The following is a 17,765-nucleotide window of genomic DNA, read 5'->3' as shown; positions in this document are numbered from 1 at the left end:
TCCGCTCACAGAAGGGAATCGTCGGGGACGGACCAACCGCATTCACACAGTGGTTCCTTGTGTACCGCCACCACCGCGCCGCATCGCGGACAGCGGGCGAAGTCGTGCACGGACGTCGCTTCCCAGACGCTGGTCATCGACCGCAGACACAGTCCGCCCTGGAAGAACCGCCGGACGGCCCGCTGGTGCGGGCGGGCGTGCACGGCCCGTACCGACGTTGGGCTGTCGAAGGTGGACACCGTGAACTTGCGGTCGCCGACGTCGAAGGTCGACATGCCGAGAAAGCCACGCGAGGCCCGCAGCGCCGTCACGATCGGGGTGACCAGCAGATCCACCTCGGCGCTCTCGGCGTCGTCGCGGACCTGCAGGGAGGTCAGGACCAGGGCTCCGGGCCGGGCGGTCCGCCCCGACAGGGTGCGCGAGCTGGTGCCGAACTGCCGGTCGGACTCGTCGACCGGCAACGCCTGGCCCTGGTAGCCCAGCGCCTCGAGCACGGCGAGCCGGTCGAACCGCCGGGCGACCCGTACCGTCTCGCCTACCTGGGTGACCGTGTCCACGCCACTGACCGACAACGACGTGTTGGTCGCCGGCACCCCACGGTACGGTGCTCGATGCTCGGCGGCCATCGTCCACCCCAGGACGGCGACCGTCTCGTCGGCGACCGCGTGCCCTACCTCGAACCGGGCGTTGCGGAACGTGTGCAGGAACTCGGTCGCGTGGCGGGCGAGGTCGGCGCCGGCGATCGCGTCGGCGGTGTCCGGGTCCTGGTAGGAGTCGACCGAGCCGGCCACCGCGTCGGCGTCGCCGGACTGCCACGCGTCGAGATGGGCGCGGGCAATCCGGGCCAGCTTGGTCGTCATCGCGCCTCCGGCGGCATGCTCGCGTCCGTCATGGTCGTCACGGCGGCCTCCGGCGGGTCGTCGTCGGATAGCCGGGGGCCGACCAGCGCCACCGCGAGAGCCGTGTCGGCGGTGTGGGTGATGGACAGGCGGATCTGCTCGATCCCCCGCCGCCGGGCGCGGTCGGCGAGCATCCCGTGCAGCCGTACGGCCGGGGGGTGGCCGTGCTGGCAGCGGGCCGACCGGTCGCAGAGCGCCGTCGGTCGGGGCAACACCTCGGCCTGGCCCAGGTGGGCGGCCCCGGCGGTGACGCCGAGGACGTCCAGGACCGCCCGCTTCGCGGCCAGCCGCCCGGCCCAGTGCCGCAGGCCGCGACCCGCCCCGGAACGGATCCGTTCCCCCCGGGTGTAGACCTCGTGCAGGTCCATCCCGTCGATCAACTGCTGTGGGCGGGTGAGCCCGCCGAAGTCGACCACCGCGCAGCCCCACCGCGTCACGCCGTCACCCTCCCGCGGCGTCACGCCGTCACCGCCCCGGCGAGACGCCGTACGCTGGCCGGGTCACTCAAACTCAGACAGCGCAGACCCGCGCCACGGGCGAACCCGGCCAACGCCCGGCTGTCCCCGACCTCGACGCAGGTCGCGTCGGCCGGCAGCCGCCGCATCGTCTCCGCCCAGCGCACCCGCCCGACCAGCTGGCTGATCACCGATTCCCGCAACACCTCGGCATCGGTGGTCGGGGTGGCGGTCACGTTGGGCACCACCGGCACGGTCGGCGTCCGCATCGGCTGGTCACGAACGACCCGTTCCCACTCGCCGAGCGCCTCGGCCATCAGCGGCGAGTGGAACGCGTTGCTGACCTTGAGCGGTGCCAGTTTGCCGGTCGCGCCCAACGACTGGCGGAACCGGTCGACGGCCGGCGCCGCGCCGGAAACCACCACGTGGTCGGGAGCGTTGACCAGGCCGACGGTCAGCGGTTCGGCGTCGGAGCTGACGGTCTCGACCAACCGCTGCACCTGCGGCAGCGGCACACCCAGCACGGCCGCCATCGCACCGGTGCCACTGACCTCGGCCATCAGCCGGGCCCGTACGCGCACCAGACGCAGCGTCGTCGCCAGGTCCAGTACGTCGGCGGCGTACAAGGCACTGAGTTCGCCGACGCTGTGCCCGGCGACGATGTCCGGGGCGTGGCCCTCGGCCCGCAGCACCGCCAACGCGGCGAGGTTGCAGACCGTCACCGCCGGCTGGGCGTGTTCGGTGGCGACGAGGTCGTCGACCGGCCCGCGTGCGCAGAGCCGGCTGATCGGCATCTCCAGGATCGCGTCGGCCTGCTCGAAGACGGACGCGGCCGCCGGGTGGCGACGCAGCCAGCCGCCCATGCCGACCCGCAGGGTCCCCTGCCCGGGGAACAGGAACGCGAGCACGTCTCCTCCCAACGCGACCGGCGGTCAGAGCCGGCGGCGACGCCGCTGCGGCTCGGCACTCTCGTGGGTGCCGAGGAAGCCGAGGATCAGCTCGGTGGTCTTGTCCGGCGCGTCGAGCGGAATCCAGTGGCTGGCACCCTCGATCCGTTCGTAGCGCCACGGCCCCTTGACGTACTTGCCGGAGTTGGCCATGCCCTCTTCCTCCATGGCCTTGTCCCCGTCGGACCAGATGCCGAGCGTCGGGGCGAGCACCGGCGGGAAGTTGGTCTGGGTCCGCAGCTCCGCCTCCGGGGACCGGTTGGCCCGGTACCAGTTCAGTGCGGCGGTCAGCGCGCCGGGACGGGCCAGGTCCCGCAGGTAGCGGGTGTAGTCACCCTCCCGGCCCATGATTTGCTTGAACAGCCGCCAGCCGTTGCGGCGCAACAGTTCCTCGGTCACGCCCGGGAACTGGTAGTAGAGCATGTACCAGGACTTCTGTCGCTGCTCGATGCTCGGGTTGGCGAACATGCCGGGGTGTCCGACCGACAGCACCACCAGGTGGTCGACGCGGCGGGGCATGAGGAACGCGTACATCCAGGCCAGCGCCGCGCCCCAGTCGTGTCCGACGACGTGGGCCCGCTGGATGCCGAGCTGCCCGGTGATGCCGACCAGGTCGTTGAGGACGGTACGCATGTCGTACGCCTCGATCTCCTGCGGTTTGCTCGACTCGCCGAAGCCCCGCAGGTCGGGTGCGATGACCCGGTATCCGGCGTCGACCAGGGCCGGGATCTGGTGCCGCCACAGGTACGACGAGTCGGGGAAGCCGTGCAGCAGCAGCACCGGTTCGCCGGCGCCTTCGTCGACGAGGGCGATCTCGACGTCGTTCACCGTCACCTTTTTGTTGATCACACTGTCTCCCTGAGCAGCCGTTCGGCGAAGAACTCACTGAACCCGAAGTCCGGCACCTGTTCCGGCGGCACCATGTTCAGCAGGCCGGTCACCTGCAGGGCGTCGTTCTGGTTCATCAGCGCCCGCGCCCGCCGGCGGCGTTCCACCGCCGCCTCGCCGAACTCGACGTGCAGTTTCGCCATGATGTTGGCGCCGAAGTGCAGCCGCTTCATCCGCGCTTCGCGCTCGGCCACGTACGGGTCGAACGTCGCCGGTGACCAGTCGTCGGTGCCGCGCAGCAGCTCGCACACCGTACGGGCGTCGCGCAGGCTGCACGACAGGCCGGTGCCGAGCACCGTGTCGGCGTTGCCGGCTTCGTCGCCGATCAGTACCACGCCCGGGGCCAGCGGCGGGCGCTCCGGCACGATCGACACCGACGGCCAGGCGACCAGCGGCCCGTCGGCTTTGGCGGCGACGACGGCGGCACCCTTGTCGGGCAGGCAGTCCAACTCGAACGCGGCCAGGAACCGGTCCACGCCGCCGGGCCCCCGGTAGCGGGTCTGCTGGCCGGTGGCGAAGTTGAGATACAGCCGGGCCCGGCCGTAGCCCTGCGGGAAGATCATGAACATCACGTCACCGGCCGTGCCCATCGCCTGGACGTCGGCCGGCCAGTCGTCGAGGCCGTCGACCATCAGGCCGGCTCCCCAGTGGTGGATCGCGTTGCTCATGGTGACGCCGACCTGCCGGCCGACCGTGCAGGCCCGGCCGGTCGCGCCGAGGACCATCCGGGTGGTGATCCGGTGTTCGCCGACGGCGTCACGGTAGGCGACGGTCGGTTCGGTGCCGGCGGTGACCGCGATCCGCGACGCGCCCATCACGACCCGGGCACCGTTCCCCGCCGCCTGCTCGGCCATCAGTTCGCAGACCCGGTGGTGCGGGAACGAGTACGGCCCGCCGACACCCGGCATGAAGCTGCACATGTCGACGGCCTGCGCCTCGTCGGGGTGCACGACCTCGTCCCACTGCACCCACTCGCGGATCTCCCAGGCTCCGGCCAGCACGAAGGCATCGTCGACGCCGAGCCGCTGCGCCTCGGCGATACCCCACGGGGCGAGCCACTCACCGCGTACCAGGTCCTGGTATCGAATCTGCTTTTCCAGCAGCACGACGGACAGTCCGTGGGCGGACAGGTCGCAGGCGGCGGCGGCACCGGCGATGCCACCGCCGACGATGACGACGTCCGCGCTGTGGTTGGTCACGCTCCCCACCTCTCCCAGAAGGTGCGCTCCTTGGCCGGGCGCCGCTTGGCCGGCCGGAAGTCGGTGCCGACCGTGTAGGCGACCGGCAGCAGGCAGATCTGCGTGACCCCGGACGGGATGCCGAGGAGTTGTCCCACCTGCCGCTCGTACGGCAGGTGCATGCAGGTGATGGTGCTGCCCAACCCCCGGCTGCGCAGGGCGAGTTGCAGCGACCAGATCGCCGGGAAGATCGAGCCGTAGTAGATGCTGTGCCGCATCGGCCCGAGTTGTACGTCGTGCGCCGGGTCGCCGGCCGGTTTGCCGGCCCGGAACCGGGCCCATTCGGCGTCGATCGCCGCCGTGTCCGGCGGTCGGCCGAGCACGCAGGGCAGGATCATCACCGGTACGCGGGGCAGGATGTCCTGCAACGCGGCGGCGGATTCGGTGTTGCGTCGCGCCTGCGCGGTGTTGCGTTGCCGCCCGGAGCGGGTCCACGACTCGTCGCGGTGGAACTGCCAGGACAGCGCGATGATCTCGGAGATCCGCTGCTTGACGTCGGGTTCGGTGATGACCAGCCAGCGCCAGTTCTGGTGGTTGTTGGCGGTCGGCGCCTGGACGGCGATGTCCAGGGCCTCCTCGACCAGGTGCCGTGGGACGGGCCGGTCGAGGTCGAGCCGACGCCGGACCGCGCGGGTGGTGGTCAGCAGCCGGTCCGTCTCGGCCAAGTCGAACGGGCCGCCGGTCACGCCAGCGCCGGCAGCAGGGTTGAACGGGCCGCCGGTCACGCCGGCCCCAGCAGGACGGCACCGCGCACCGAGCCGGGCGCGGCGGTGAGCACCAGGGTCCGGTCCACCGCCGGCGGCATGTCCGGCTTGGTCAGGTAGGACTCGATCGCACCGGCCTCCGGACGCCGCAGCCCGGCCACAGCGGGGGCGACCCGATCGCGGATGGCCAGGGCACCGAGGGCGATGTTCATCGCGCCGGTCGCCGCCTGGCAGTCACCGGTCTGCCCGACGGAGGTGGTCAGCAGCGCACCGGGAAGGGCGTCGAGCAGTTCGGCCGCCTCGGTGGCGTCGTGCGCTCCGCCGGTGGCCGCGCCGAGCACCAAGCCGATGCCGGGCTCTTGGGTCATCGTCGCCAGGCTGCGGCGCACGCTGTCGCGTTCGGTGCCGCCGGCGGCGGTGGCGTGCCGGGTCCGGACGACGGTCGCGTAGGGCCGGCCGCCGCGTGCCGCGCAGTGCGCGGCGGACTCCACCACGAGGGCGACCGCCGCCGAGCCCGGCACCGGGGCGTCGCGGGAGACGTCGTACGGCGAGACCGTGCTGCCCTCGGCGGGCGGCCGGGCGGTTTCGTCGGCGGCGACGACCAGCACCACCTCGGCCTTGCCGGCCCGGATCATCTCCACCGCGCAGTCGAGCGCGATCGACGCGGACGCGCCGCCGTTGCAGATCGTGGTGGTCGGGCCGCGCAGGCCCAGCGCCTGACAGACCGCGCCGCCGGTGGCGTTGAGCACCACGTTGGAGAAGCTTAGCGCCGACGCCTTGCCCGGGTCGACGGCAACGCTTTGGTCGAAGTCGTCGGTGCTCTCCACGGATCCGGCGGCGGTGGCGAAGACCACACCGACGTCGTTGAGCGCCGTACGGGGCAGTTTGAGGGCCGCGTCCTCCCAGGCCAGCCGGGACGCGGCGATGGCCATCCGGGACAGGTGGTTCATGTGCCGCCAGACCGGGCGGGGGGCGTAGGTGCGGCTGGTCAGGTCCGGTGCCTGCCCGACCGCGGTCCGGCCGGTGCCGACCGCCTCGCTGATCTCGCCGATCCCGATGCCGAGGCCGGTGACCGGGCCCAGACCGCTGATCACGACCGGGGCGGCGGCGTCGTAGCCCGGCTGGTCGGCGCGGGGCCGGCCGGGGGTGGTCAGCACCAGTGAGGCGTTGTTGCCGCCGAAGGCGTAGTTGTTGCAGACGACCACGTCGATCGGCATCTTCCGGGCGGTGTTGGGGACGAAGTCCAGCCCTTCGCGGGCAGCCGCCTCGTCGTCGAAGCCGATGGTCGGCGGGGCGGTGTCGTGGCGCAGCGCCAGCACGCTGGCGACCGTCTCCACCGCGCCGGCCGCGCCCAGGGTGTGCCCGAGGAACGACTTGATGCTGCTGGTGGGCACACGCGCGGCCCGGTCGCCGAAGACGACCCGCATGACCTTGGCTTCCATGGTGTCGTTGGCGGGCGTACCGGTGCCGTGGCCGTTGACGTAGTCGACGTCGTCGATACCCACGCCGGCGTCGGCCAGCGCCCGCCGGACCGCGCTGGCGCCGCCCCGGCCGGTGGGGTCGGGGGCGGTCGCGTGGTAGGCGTCGGCGGACAGTCCGTAACCGGCGACCTCGGCGAGGGGTTCGACGCCTCGGGCCAGTGCCCGCTCCAGCGGTTCGACCAGGACGAACGCCGCGCCTTCGCCGAGGTTCAGGCCGTCGGAGCGGCTGTACGGCGCGCACACTCCCGAGCTGAGCGCCTGCAGGCCGGCGAAGCCGGCGTAGGTGCCGAACAGCAGCGGATCGACGCCACCGGCGAGGACCAGGTCCGCCTCACCGGTGATGATCTTGTCGCGGGCCAGGCCGACCGCGTTGCCGCCGGCCGCGCAGGCGGTCGAGACCAGGATCCGGGGACCGTACGCCCCGATCCGGTCGGCCACCAGGTCAGCGGTCCGATGCATCGGCTGATACTTGTCGGCCGGGTCCGGAGTGGCCTGGCACTTGCCGAGGACCAGTCCGAACCGGTCGGTCCCGGCCGCCGGCTGGTCGGGACCCGCAGGCAGGTTCAGACCCGCTGACAGGTCCAGACCCGCCGGCAGGTCCAGACCCGCCTGGCGGAGCGCCTGCCGCGCCGCGACCATCGCCAGCTGCGCCGTCCGGTCGAGGCCGGCCTCGTCGGCGACCAGCTGCGACGTGATCCACTCGTCGGGCACCTGGCCGGCGTGGCGCGCCTCGAACGCGGCGAAGGCGGGGTCGCCGATCAGGCTGATGCCGCCGGTGCCCGACGCGAGCCGCAGCCAGAACTCGTCGGGGTCCCGGCCGATCGCGCAGATGACCCCGAGGCCGGTGATGACGACCGTGGGAAGCGCCATGTGCGTCCTCTCTCCCAGCGATCCGGTCCGGTGGCTCAGAGGACCGGGATGCTCCAGCTCTTGGGCGTCACGTACGGGCTGCTGAGGGTGACCGCCTCGGCGTCGCCTACGGTCAGGTGCAGCCCGGCCGCCGCGAACTCGGGTGCCACCCGGGCCAGGCCGAGGGTCTCGCCGATGCCGATGCTGTGCGTGGCGTAGACGACCTGCCCGATCTCCTCGCCGGCGGCCAGTACGCGGGTGCCGGCGGCGGGCAGCGCGCTGCCACAGCGGAAGCCGACCGTACGCACTCCCGGCGTGCCTTCGAACTCCCGCAGCAGCGCGTCCCTGCCGACGAAGGACTCCTTGGTGAAGTCGACGAGCCAGTTGGCGCCGAGCTCGAGGACGCTGGCCTGGTGGCCGTCCTCGTGCCGCAGCACCGGCTGGCGCACCTCCATCATGGCCAGTTCCAGGGCTTCGAGCCCGACGGGCGTGGCGTGCTCGACGGCCAGGCTCCACAGCTTCGCGGCGTCGGCACGGGGCACGATGATCTTGTAGCCGTACTCACCGGTGCTGCCTGTACGGCCGAAGACGACGTCCACGCCGTCCCAGGTGGTGTCGGCGACCGACTCCAACGGCAGCGCCGCCAGTTCTCCGTCGATCAGCCGACCGATGACCCCCCAGCAGTACGGGCCCTCGAAGGCGACGAGCGCGAGATCGTCCGACCGGTCGACGATCTCGACCCCGTCGTGGTCCTGGGACTCGAGGTACGCCAGCAGGCGGGATCCGGCGCCGCAGGAGCTTTCCAGGATCATCCCGTCCTCGCGGCCCCAGACCACCACCTGGTCGACGATCCGACCGTCAGCTGCGAGCACCAGGCTGCTCATGCACCGTTCGGCGGTCAGGTACTCCACGTCGCGGGCGAGGATCCGCTGGACGAAGTCCACGGCCGCGTCGCCGCGCACCTCGATGAGCGACACCGGGCTCAGGTCGATGACCGCGGCCCGTTCCCGGACCGCCTCGTACTCGGTCTCCAGGGTGGAATAGCGCAGCGGGACCTCGGCGTCGTCGACCTTGCCGAAGACCGTGCCGTCAGGATGGACGTCCGTGAGCGCGGAATTCATCATCAAGCCTCTCCAACTGGTTTTCCTGCGGCGGGGTCGGTGATGGTGATCAACCCTTCCGCCGCGACCTGGTCGTCGACCCGTGCGACGACCCGGTATTCGCCAATGCCCCCCGCGCCGGCGGTCCGCTCGGCGGAGAGCACGATCTGGTCACCGGGAACGATCCGGCGACGGAACCGCATGGACCGCACCCCGGTCAGGTAACTGATCCGGCCGGCCCCGGCGAGCGCGAAGACCGCGCCCGCGAGCTGCGCCATCGCCTCGATCACCACGACGCCGGGCAGGACCGCTTCCTCCGGGAAGTGGCCCTGGAACCACAGCTCGGTCGCGGCGACGTTCTTGATGGCCACCCCCCGCTCGCCCGCTTCGATGCTCTCGATGCGATCGAGCAGCAACATCGGCCAGCGGTGCGGGATCAGGGTCCGGATCTGGTCGTTGGTCAGCGCCACCGACGCGGCGGTGGCGTGCCCGTTGGCGGACGTGGCCCGGGTACGGACCCTCATGACCCGGTGGCGGGCAGCAGATCCGGATTGATCGTCTCCGCGAGTCGGGACACCGAGCCGAAGATCGACAGCTCGCTGTCATAGAGCGCCACCCCGAACTCCGCCTCGATCGCCACGTAGAGCTCGAGGACGTCGAGGCTGTCCAGCTCCAGGCCACGGCCGAACAGCGGCTGGTCGTCGGTGATCCACTCGGGGTCGATCGGAATGTCCAGACGCGTGACGATCATCTTCTTTATCTGTGCGCACGCGTCGCGACGTGCGGCCGCGCGCGCCCGGATGTCATCCAGAGTCATCCATAGCCTCCATTTTCTCAGGTACCCGATGACCTCAGCCGAGACCGCCGCCGTTGGCGACCAGAACCTCACCTGTCACGTACGACGCCTTTTCCGATGCGAGAAACGTGACCAGGCCCGCGATCTCTTCGGGCCGGGCCATCCGGCCCAATCGGATCCGCGACTCGTACTGCTTGCGGATCTGACTGGGCAGCACGCGGGTCATGTCGGTGGCGACGAATCCGGGCGCCACGACGTTGGCGCGTACCCCGTGCGGCGCGGCCTCGTACGCGAGCGCCTTGGTGAACGCGATGATGGCACCCTTCGACGCGACGTAGTTGGCCTGTCCGGGGAAACCGCCGTCGAGTCCGCTCGCCGAGGAGAGCGTGACGATCGCCCCGCGCCGTTGGTGCTGCATGATCCGCATCGCCTCGCGGCAGCTGAGGAAGGTGCCCTGCACGTTGACGTCCATGGTCTCCTGGAACTGGCCGAGGCTCATCGCCACCAGGTGCTTGTCGCGGGTGATGCCCGCGCTGGTGACCAGGACGTCGAGCCGGCCGTGTTCGGACCGCAGGGCACGGAACATGTCCCGGACGCTCGACTCGTCGGTCACGTCGGCGTGCAGGGCCGCCGCGCTGCCGCCCTCCTGGCTGATCCGGGCGACCAGTTCCTTGGCGTCCTGCTCGGACCGGGAGTAGTTGACCAGGACGTGGGCACCCTCCCTGGCCAGGTCGAGCGCCACGGCCCGACCGATGCCGCGTGAGCCGCCGGTGACCAGCGCGACCGATCCCTCGGCGAAGAGCATGCTGTCTCCCGCGTTGTCGTGACCGACGATGAAACGCGACCCCTGGCCGAAGTCCCGCCCCCGACGGTCCTGCGAATCGCAACCGACCTTGTTACGAGATTGAGGATATCGGCGACGAATATTACGTCAATATCATCGCTATTTCGTCGCATTGACGATGGCTCAGATCTCGTGAGAAGATGCGACACATGGAGACGGTCGACGTCGAGGTTCTCATTGTCGGTGGAGGGCCCGCAGGCCTGTCCGCCTCGATCGAACTGTCCCGCCACGGGGTGACATCTCTTCTCGTCGAAAGACACGCCGACACTTCCATTTTTCCCAAAGCTCGACTCGTTTCGACGCGCACCATGGAAATCTTCCGGTCCTGGGGAATTCAGGATGCGGTGGAGCGGGCCGGACTGCCGCGCGCGGACAGCCTCGCGCTGGGCGTCGGCTCCGCCCTGACGGCACCGGACTTCCGGCGGGCCGTCGCGCCCATCCACGACGACGCGCCGCAGAGCCCGACCTACACCTACATCTGCTCGCAGGATCGGCTGGAGGTCATCCTGCGCGCGCTCGCCACGGATCAGCGCACCGCGCAGGTCCGCTTCGCGACGACCATGACCGAGCTGCGGACCGTCACCGACGGCGTCGAGGCCGTGGTGGAGTCCGCCGACGGCCGACGCCTGGCGCGGGCCCGCTACGCGATCGCCGCCGACGGCGGCCGCAGCGGCATCCGATCCTCGCTCGGGATCGGCGTCGCCGGACCGCCGCCGCTGGGCCACATGCTCAGCATCATGTTCGACGTCGACCTGCGGGACCTGCTGCACGACCGGCTCGGCGCCCTCTACTTCGTCCGGGGCGAGGTCGGCTGCGCGGTCGAGGCCGTGGACAACGAGCGCCGCTGGATCATCCAGACCGCCTACGAACCCGAGCTGGGGCAGAGCGCCGACGACTTCACCGAGGACGTCTGCCTGGCCTTCGTCCGGGCGGCGGTCGGCATCCCGGACCTGCCGGTGGAGATCATCGGCACGATGCCCTGGCTGCAGCAGGCGATCGTGGCCGACGAGTTCCGCCGGGGCCGGATCTTCCTCGCCGGCGACGCCGCGCACGTCGCCACGCCGCAAGGCGGCTTCGGGATGAACTGCGGCATCCAGGACGCGCACAACCTCGGCTGGAAGCTCGCCGCCGTGTCGCGCGACGCGGCCGGCGACGGCCTGCTCGACAGCTACGCCCGGGAACGCCGACCCGTCGCGGAGTGGACCGTCGACGAGAGTCTCAACAACGCCCTGATCACCGTGGAGATGATGGAGGGGCGGCTCGGCATGCGGGAGGCCGGCGAGCGGCAGGCCGACCGGCGGCGGGCCGAAGGCATGATCCTGGGCTACCGCTACGAATCACCGGCGGTCCTGCCCGACGGCACCGACCCGCCGCAGCCGTCCGACCCGTACCGTACCTACGTGCCCACCGCGCGGCCGGGACACCGGGCCCCGCACGTCTGGCTCTCCCGGGCCGGCGCGCGGGTGTCCACCCTCGACCTCATCGGCCCGGAGTTCACCCTGATGACGCCGGCCGGCAGCGGGTGGGCACAGAGCGCCAAGGAGGCGGGCGGCGCCGCCGCGACAGCGATCACCACGGTGGAGATCTCGGCGGACGGCGCCACGGCGCTGTCCGGTCCCGAGTGGGCGCGTGCGTACGGTCTGTCCTCTCGTGGGGCGGTCCTGATCCGCCCGGACGGACACGTCGCCTGGCGGTGCGCGGACGCCCCACCGTCGAGTGCCGTCCTGGTCAACGCGCTGGATCGGATCCTGGATCGGACGGGCACCAGCGGCCGATGACCCGGCCGACGCCGAGCCGACCAGCCCGCCCGAGGCGGCAGCCCGCCCGAGCTGGCGTACCGGCGGGTCAGCTGGCGTACCGGCGGGTCAGCTGGCGTACCGGCGGGTCAGCTGGCGTACCGGCGGGTCGGCGGTGGGCCGGGACGTTCGTGCGACCGCAGACCGGAGCGCGGGCACGGGCAACATCAACGTCGGCGCGTCACGCAGGATCTGATCGTGCAGGTACTTGAGTTCCGGGCCGGGTTCCAGGCCCACCTGCTCGACGAGGTGACGGCGGGCCTCCTGATAGGTCCGCAACGACTCCGCCCGCCGCCCGGCCCGATACTGCGCGAGCATGAGCTGGGCGCGGGAGCGTTCCCGCAGCGGATGCTGGGCCACCAGCGGGATCAGATCCATGATCACCCGGTCGTGGTTGCCGAGTTCGAGTTCCAGGTCGACGTACGCGTGGGTCGCTTCGAGGCGGGCCTCCTCCAACGCCGCCGCCTCGGCCCGCAGCCCGTACATGCCCTCGAACGGGGTTCCCCGCCACAGACCCAACGCGCGGACCAGCAGCTGCGTCGCCCGTTCCCGGTCCACACTGGCCCGCGCCCGACCGACCAACTCGCTGAACCGGTGCAGATCGATCCGCTCGGGATCCGCCCGCAACAGGTAACCCGGACTGACCGTCACGATCGCCTGGTCGTCGGCCTCACCCGCCCCGATCCGCTCGCCCAGCGCGGCACGCAGCCGGGACACGCAGATGGCGATCTGGGACCGGGCGCTGCGCGGTGGCGAGCCGTCCCACACGGCGGCGATCAGCCGGCTGACGCTGACGACCCGGTTGGCGTCGAGGGCGAGCCGGGCCAGCACCGCCTGATCCCGCATGCCACTGATCTTGATTGTCTGGTCACCCTTGCGGACCGTCAACGGCCCAAGGATCCGCAGCTCCAGCAGCGAGTTCATGTCCGCTGCCGAGCCAGGTGGTTCTCGAGTTCGTCGGCGGCCCGCCGGGCGCCACCGGCGGCCTGGACGTGCTGGCGCATCCGCCGCGTCGCGTCCTGGATCGCCGGGCTCGCGGTCACCTCCGCGATCAGCTCCAGCAGCCGGCGCGCGGTCAACTCCTGTTGGCCGAGGGTGCGTCCCAGGTCGAGCTCGTCGAGGCGACGAGCGGTGACCGCGTCGATGGCGGAGGTCGGTACGACGACCATCGGCGTGCCGCTGAGCAACGCCTCCATGACCGTACCCATGCCGCCGTGGGTGACCGCGACGCTGGCGTGCTCCAGAACGGTGAGGTGCGGGACCCACCGATGGACCTCGACGTTCGACGGCAGTGGCCCCAACTCGTCCGGGTCGATCCCGTCGGCGACGGTCATCACGGCGTGCCACGGTGCCCCGGTGAACGCCTCCACGCAGGTACGGAAGAAGTCCGGATGTCCGTTGAAGACCGCGCCGAGGGAGATCAGGACCACCGGCAGCTCGTCCGTCGGCGGTTTCCAGTCACCGAGGAAGTCCCGGCGTCCGACGCACGGGCCGACGAACACGAACCGGTCGTCGAAGGTGTCCCCGGCGTACTGGAACTCCCGGGGGATGTTGACCAAGCTGAGGTCCTGCACTCCCCACCACAGCTCCTGCGGTGCGACGCGTACCCCGTGTGACGCGCTCAGCGCCCCGATCCGGCCCATGATCTCGGCCAGCCACGGCGGAGGCGACGGCGGCCCACCGGCGGCCGGGGCACCGTCACCGCTGTAGATCGCGCTGAGGTAGGAGAAGCTCTCGTTCGACGCGAACATCGGGATCAGCTGGACCGCCGGCAACTGCCATTTGCGGGCCAGGATCCGGCCGGCGTAGAGGATCGAGGTGTCGTACACGACCAGGTCCGGCCGATCGGCGCCGAGCTCGTTGTCGGCGGTCCGCAGCATTTCGGTGCTCTCGTCGAGGAGCAGATTCAACAGATAGCGGGGATCGTTCGCGACGCTCGTGAAGTCGGCCCGCTTGTAACGCGAGTCGTACCGCAGGACGGTCGCGCCCGCCGACTCGGCGATCGACGCCGTCTGCGCACCGGTGAGATAGGTGACCCGATGTCCCCGGTCCACCAACTCGGTCACCACCGCCACGTTGGGAATGACGTGGCCGTGATCCGGGTGGCTCATGACAAGCACGTGTTCAGACATTTGCTGGTGTCCCCAAGCTGTCGACTGCGTACCTCATGCCGCCCAGGTCCGACCGGCGATCAGCAGGCCGAGCCCGGTCGATGCAGGCTAAACAGCCCACTGACGACCCGATACCCCCTACCCACCCCTATCGAGTAGGGGTTTTGCGCACTCCGCACCTCGGGGTAAGGTGCCCGAGTTGTCAGTCGATCCGGCGACGATGCCGCTCGGATCAGGTCGATCCCGCGCGTTCATCCAGGTCGATCACATACGGCAACCCCTACGCCTCGACGGAGGATCGACGATGGCCACGCTCGTCTGGGACTACCTGCCGGAGTACGAGAGCGAGAAGCACGACATTCTCGACGCCGTCGAGACGGTGTTCCGTTCGGGCCGACTGGTCCTCGGCGAAAGCGTCCGTTCCTTCGAGCGCGAATTCGCCGCGTACCACGGCGTCGGTCATTGCGTCGGGGTGGACAACGGCACCAACGCGCTCAAGCTCGCGCTCCAGGCGCTCAACGTCGGACCGGGCGACGAGGTCGTCACCGTCTCCAACACCGCCGCGCCGACAGTGGTGGCCATCGACGCGGTCGGCGCCACCCCGGTCTTCGTCGACGTGTCACCCGACACCTACCTCATGGACGTCGATCAGGTGGCGGCCGCCATCACGTCCCGTACCCGCTGCCTGCTGCCCGTCCACCTCTACGGGCAGTGCGTCGACATGGCGCCACTGCGCCGGCTCGCCGCCGAGCACGGTCTGGTGCTCCTCGAGGACTGTGCGCAGGCGCACGGCGCCCGCCATCACGGGCAGGTGGCCGGTTCCATGGGCGACGCGGCCGCGTTCTCCTTCTACCCGACCAAGGTGCTCGGGGCGTACGGCGACGGCGGAGCCGTCATCACCGACGCGGACAGCGCCGACGGCGCGCTACGCCGGCTGCGCTACTACGGCATGGAGCAGACCTACTATGTCGTCGAGACCCCGGGACACAACAGCCGACTCGACGAGGTCCAGGCCGAGATCCTGCGGCGTAAGCTGGGTCGGCTCGACGACTACATCGCCCGGCGGCGCATGGTGGCCCAACGCTACGTCGACGGCCTCGGCGACACCGACCTGGTGCTGCCGGCGGTGGCCGACGGCAACGACCACGTCTACTACCTGTACGTGGTCCGCCATCCCCGGCGGGACGACATCATCGAACGGTTGACGGCCTTCGACATCCGGCTCAACGTCAGCTACCCGTGGCCGGTGCACACGATGACCGGCTTCGCGCACCTCGGGTACCGCACCGGCCAGTTGCCGGTCACCGAACGGCTGGCCGGCGAGATCTTCTCCCTGCCGATGTACCCGTCGCTGCCGACCGGCCTTCAGGACAAGGTCATCGAGGCGGTTCGGGACGTGCTGGCGAGCCTGTGAGCAGGCTCCGCAGGCAGGCGACCAGGCTACGGGCCTGGACGTTGAGATAGAAGCTGTGCTGGAGCAGCTCGGTGAGCTGCGCCAGGGTCAACCAGCGATAGTCGTCACGATCGGGGCGGATCGGCGCGTCCGTCTCCACGATCAGGTAGCGGTTGCGGGCGTGGTAGAAACGGCCACCCTCCTCGGAGAGGACGGCGTCGAACCTGACCTGCTCCGGCCGCGCCGCCAGCACCTCGGACAGGAACGGCGGCCGCCGCTCGACCGGCAGGTGCCCGTAGTTGCCCGGCAGGCACTGTACGGTCGGCGCCAGCTCGATCACGTCGGCGAAGCCGGGCTCGGGGCGGGCGGAGACCAGCATGTGCAGGACACCGTCGATCGGTCGGACGAGGAACGCGATGATCCCGTCGCTGCGGGGCTGGATCATCGGCTGCATCCACTGACCCACCTCACGTCCGCCAGCCCGGACCCGTACCCCCATCACGTCGAAGAACCGGCCCGACTCGTGCGAGATCCGGCCGTCGGTCCGCCGCCAGCCCTCGGCCGCGACCAGCGGCCCGAGCCGGGCCTGGATCTCGGTCCGGGAGCGCATCCCGGTGACCCAACTCAGGATGTCGGTCAGGGAGCGCTGCGAGCCGCTCTCCGGGTCACAGGAGTGGGCCAGAGCGGATCCGAACTCGTCGGCGTGGGGCAGGATCGCACCCCAGCCGGGGCCACCCAGCGGCAGACAGGCCAGGACCGTCCGCGCGTCCATCCCGACCAGGTCGGGTACGCGGAGCAGTCCGTGTAGTTGTCCCATCGTCAACCAGCAGAAGCCGTCGAGTACCGGCACGTCGGCGCTGACTTCGACGACCATGTTGCGGTTGCGCTTCTGGTAGAACCAGGCGCCCTGCTCCGACTGGCGGACGTCGGTGATCACCCGGTGGCCGACCGGGTGGAGAAAATAGTCGAGGTACGGCACCGGTCGACCCTGGTGCACGCGGGTGTAGTTGCTGCGGGTCGCCTGCACGGTCGGCGCGAGTTGGATGCCGTTCTGGTTGCCGGGCTCCCGCTTGGCCTGCATCAGGCAGTGCAGTACGCCGTCGATCCGCTTGACCAGGATGCCGAGGATGCCGATCTCGGGCTGGTTGATGATCGGCTGGCTCCAGTTGGACACCGGGCCGGCCGGGAAGTCGACCGCGAGGGACTCGACCGTGAAGAACTTGCCGGTCTCGTGCCGCAGGTTGCCGGTAGCTGGGTCCTGTCCCCAACCGCGCAGGTCTTCCAGCGCCACCTGCTCGACGGACATGAACGTCGACTCGCGCATGTCGCCGAGCCACCGGTCGAAGTCCCCGATCCGGGCGAACCGACCACTGGTCGCGAGCATCGACTCGACCAGGCTGGTCCCGGTCGTGGTAGCGGCCCGGCTGGTCATGGCATCTCACCTCGTCGCGTCCTGCCGGTCACCAGGCTTCGTCGCGTCATGTCGGTCACCGCAGGTGGAAGGTCTGCTCGATCGCGCGGCAGGTCGCGTACTCGGGAAGCAGGCCCTCGGCCCGTGCCTCGGCCACGGTGCGGGCCCGCTGGTCGCGAGCCGACAACACCGGCGGCACGGCTGCCGGCAGGTCCAACGCGATCGTCGGATCCTCGATCGACACCGCCAGTTCGTTGTCCGGGTCGTACTCCCGGGACAGCAGATAGGTCATCACCGTGTCGGCTTCCATCGCGACGAAGGCATGACCCACCCCGGGCGGAAGGTAGACAGCGCGATGGGTCAGCGGGTCCAGCTCCACCGCGTCCCACCGTCCGTAGGTCGGGGAGCCGACCCGCAGATCGACCACGACGTCGTACGCCCGACCGTTGGGGCAGTGCACGTACTTGGCGGCACCGGGTGGCGTACGGGTGTAATGAATGCCTCGGGCCACGCCCTGTCGGGAACGGCTGTGGCTGACCTGCGCGACGGCGAAAAGCGGGTACCCGACCGTCTCCTGGAACACCGATCCCTGGAAATGCGAGACGAACACGCCACGCTCGTCCGGGTAGCTCCGTGGAGTGAACACGTAGGCGCCCTCGACGGCCAGCGGTTGCGCTTTCACGATCCGCGTCTCATTGATCGCCACCGTCCGTCAGTGCTCGGCATCATGTCGTCGCCGATGTCGAATTCACCGCGCTCTCATCGAACCGTCCGACAAACGCCTGCCGTGCGAATTCCGCGTACCGTCCGTGACCGCTGGGACAGGATGCTTCACCGCAACGTGGAAGGTCAA

General features: G+C 70.5%; 17 protein-coding genes. 2 read left to right on the top strand and 15 right to left on the bottom strand.

Features of this window, described 5'->3' with window-relative positions; genetic code table 11:
- Positions 1 to 5: 5 nt before the first annotated feature.
- From O7632_RS16195 to fabG, 11 genes are read right to left on the bottom strand one after another with little or no spacing between them, the layout of a single operon-like run.
- Positions 6 to 860: an ester cyclase gene (locus O7632_RS16195; RefSeq protein WP_278115277.1), complete on the bottom strand. Its 855-nt coding sequence runs from the start codon at positions 858 to 860 to the stop codon at positions 6 to 8.
- A complete protein-coding gene (locus O7632_RS16190; RefSeq protein ID WP_278115275.1) occupies positions 857 to 1,360 on the bottom strand; it encodes a hypothetical protein in 504 nt (167 codons plus the stop codon). Before O7632_RS16190 ends, O7632_RS16195 begins: the two co-directional genes overlap by 4 nt.
- On the bottom strand, positions 1,357 to 2,262 hold the full coding sequence (locus O7632_RS16185; RefSeq protein ID WP_278115273.1) for an ACP S-malonyltransferase: 906 nt from the start codon (positions 2,260 to 2,262) through the stop codon (positions 1,357 to 1,359). Before O7632_RS16185 ends, O7632_RS16190 begins: the two co-directional genes overlap by 4 nt.
- Positions 2,263 to 2,286: 24 nt before the next feature.
- A complete protein-coding gene (locus O7632_RS16180) occupies positions 2,287 to 3,150 on the bottom strand; it encodes an alpha/beta hydrolase (protein ID WP_278115271.1) in 864 nt (287 codons plus the stop codon).
- A complete protein-coding gene (locus O7632_RS16175; protein ID WP_278115269.1) occupies positions 3,147 to 4,388 on the bottom strand; it encodes an FAD-dependent oxidoreductase in 1,242 nt (413 codons plus the stop codon). Before O7632_RS16175 ends, O7632_RS16180 begins: the two co-directional genes overlap by 4 nt.
- Positions 4,385 to 5,152 carry a nitroreductase family protein gene (locus O7632_RS16170; protein WP_278115267.1) on the bottom strand — a complete coding sequence of 256 codons (768 nt, stop codon included), beginning with the start codon at positions 5,150 to 5,152 and terminating at the stop codon, positions 4,385 to 4,387. The genes O7632_RS16175 and O7632_RS16170 overlap by 4 nt, the downstream gene beginning before the upstream one ends.
- A complete protein-coding gene (locus tag O7632_RS16165; protein ID WP_278115266.1) occupies positions 5,149 to 7,482 on the bottom strand; it encodes a beta-ketoacyl-[acyl-carrier-protein] synthase family protein in 2,334 nt (777 codons plus the stop codon). The genes O7632_RS16170 and O7632_RS16165 overlap by 4 nt, the downstream gene beginning before the upstream one ends.
- 35 nt (positions 7,483 to 7,517) lie before the next feature.
- Positions 7,518 to 8,582, bottom strand: coding sequence for a glycine cleavage T C-terminal barrel domain-containing protein (locus O7632_RS16160; protein WP_278115264.1), 1,065 nt, complete (start codon positions 8,580 to 8,582; stop codon positions 7,518 to 7,520).
- A 2-nt stretch (positions 8,583 to 8,584) separates the two neighbouring features.
- Positions 8,585 to 9,085: a 3-hydroxyacyl-ACP dehydratase FabZ gene (gene fabZ / locus O7632_RS16155; RefSeq protein WP_278115263.1), complete on the bottom strand. Its 501-nt coding sequence runs from the start codon at positions 9,083 to 9,085 to the stop codon at positions 8,585 to 8,587.
- Positions 9,082 to 9,378: a phosphopantetheine-binding protein gene (locus O7632_RS16150; protein ID WP_278115262.1), complete on the bottom strand. Its 297-nt coding sequence runs from the start codon at positions 9,376 to 9,378 to the stop codon at positions 9,082 to 9,084. The genes fabZ and O7632_RS16150 overlap by 4 nt, the downstream gene beginning before the upstream one ends.
- 34 nt (positions 9,379 to 9,412) lie before the next feature.
- The gene (fabG, locus tag O7632_RS16145) at positions 9,413 to 10,162 is read right to left on the bottom strand and encodes a 3-oxoacyl-ACP reductase FabG (RefSeq protein ID WP_278115260.1); all 750 of its coding nucleotides are present in this window, start codon (positions 10,160 to 10,162) and stop codon (positions 9,413 to 9,415) included.
- 179 nt (positions 10,163 to 10,341) lie between these two features.
- On the opposite strand from fabG, the gene O7632_RS16140 reads away from it, so the two are divergent.
- Complete coding sequence (locus tag O7632_RS16140) at positions 10,342 to 11,979, top strand: FAD-dependent monooxygenase (RefSeq protein WP_347403577.1); 1,638 nt, start codon at positions 10,342 to 10,344, stop codon at positions 11,977 to 11,979.
- 87 nt (positions 11,980 to 12,066) lie between these two features.
- Here O7632_RS16140 and O7632_RS16135 read toward each other — a convergent pair whose 3' ends face one another.
- Both O7632_RS16135 and O7632_RS16130 read right to left on the bottom strand, forming a co-directional pair.
- On the bottom strand, positions 12,067 to 12,921 hold the full coding sequence (locus tag O7632_RS16135) for an AfsR/SARP family transcriptional regulator (protein ID WP_278115256.1): 855 nt from the start codon (positions 12,919 to 12,921) through the stop codon (positions 12,067 to 12,069).
- A complete protein-coding gene (locus O7632_RS16130; RefSeq protein ID WP_278115255.1) occupies positions 12,918 to 14,108 on the bottom strand; it encodes a macrolide family glycosyltransferase in 1,191 nt (396 codons plus the stop codon). The genes O7632_RS16135 and O7632_RS16130 overlap by 4 nt, the downstream gene beginning before the upstream one ends.
- Positions 14,109 to 14,412: 304 nt before the next feature.
- Here O7632_RS16130 and O7632_RS16125 point away from each other — a divergent pair, with 304 nt between their 5' ends.
- Complete coding sequence (locus tag O7632_RS16125; RefSeq protein ID WP_278115253.1) at positions 14,413 to 15,522, top strand: DegT/DnrJ/EryC1/StrS family aminotransferase; 1,110 nt, start codon at positions 14,413 to 14,415, stop codon at positions 15,520 to 15,522.
- Here the strand turns inward: O7632_RS16125 and O7632_RS16120 are convergent.
- Complete coding sequence (locus O7632_RS16120; protein WP_278115251.1) at positions 15,485 to 16,933, bottom strand: NDP-hexose 2,3-dehydratase family protein; 1,449 nt, start codon at positions 16,931 to 16,933, stop codon at positions 15,485 to 15,487. The genes O7632_RS16125 and O7632_RS16120 overlap by 38 nt on opposite strands.
- Positions 16,934 to 16,988: 55 nt before the next feature.
- The gene (locus O7632_RS16115) at positions 16,989 to 17,594 is read right to left on the bottom strand and encodes a dTDP-4-dehydrorhamnose 3,5-epimerase family protein (protein WP_278115250.1); all 606 of its coding nucleotides are present in this window, start codon (positions 17,592 to 17,594) and stop codon (positions 16,989 to 16,991) included.
- Positions 17,595 to 17,765: the final 171 nt, after the last annotated feature.

It is taken from the genome of Solwaraspora sp. WMMD406 (assembly GCF_029626025.1).
Lineage (GTDB): Bacteria > Actinomycetota > Actinomycetes > Mycobacteriales > Micromonosporaceae > Micromonospora_E.
The sequence above is the reverse complement of the archived record's forward strand: the minus strand, read 5'-3'. Positions and strand labels throughout refer to the sequence as shown.

Excerpts from the sequence above, each read along its gene's own strand:
- O7632_RS16160 (WP_278115264.1), bottom strand. The coding sequence starts at position 8,582 with ATGAATTCCGCGCTCACGGACGTCCATCCTGACGGCACGGTCTTCGGC.
- O7632_RS16140 (WP_347403577.1), top strand. The coding sequence starts at position 10,342 with ATGCGACACATGGAGACGGTCGACGTCGAGGTTCTCATTGTCGGTGGA.
- O7632_RS16165 (WP_278115266.1), bottom strand. The coding sequence starts at position 7,482 with ATGGCGCTTCCCACGGTCGTCATCACCGGCCTCGGGGTCATCTGCGCG.
- fabG (WP_278115260.1), bottom strand. The coding sequence starts at position 10,162 with ATGCTCTTCGCCGAGGGATCGGTCGCGCTGGTCACCGGCGGCTCACGC.
- O7632_RS16150 (WP_278115262.1), bottom strand. The coding sequence starts at position 9,378 with ATGACTCTGGATGACATCCGGGCGCGCGCGGCCGCACGTCGCGACGCG.
- O7632_RS16135 (WP_278115256.1), bottom strand. The coding sequence starts at position 12,921 with ATGAACTCGCTGCTGGAGCTGCGGATCCTTGGGCCGTTGACGGTCCGC.
- O7632_RS16125 (WP_278115253.1), top strand. The coding sequence starts at position 14,413 with ATGGCCACGCTCGTCTGGGACTACCTGCCGGAGTACGAGAGCGAGAAG.
- O7632_RS16120 (WP_278115251.1), bottom strand. The coding sequence starts at position 16,933 with ATGACCAGCCGGGCCGCTACCACGACCGGGACCAGCCTGGTCGAGTCG.
- O7632_RS16195 (WP_278115277.1), bottom strand. The coding sequence starts at position 860 with ATGACGACCAAGCTGGCCCGGATTGCCCGCGCCCATCTCGACGCGTGG.
- O7632_RS16130 (WP_278115255.1), bottom strand. The coding sequence starts at position 14,108 with ATGAGCCACCCGGATCACGGCCACGTCATTCCCAACGTGGCGGTGGTG.
- fabZ (WP_278115263.1), bottom strand. The coding sequence starts at position 9,085 with ATGAGGGTCCGTACCCGGGCCACGTCCGCCAACGGGCACGCCACCGCC.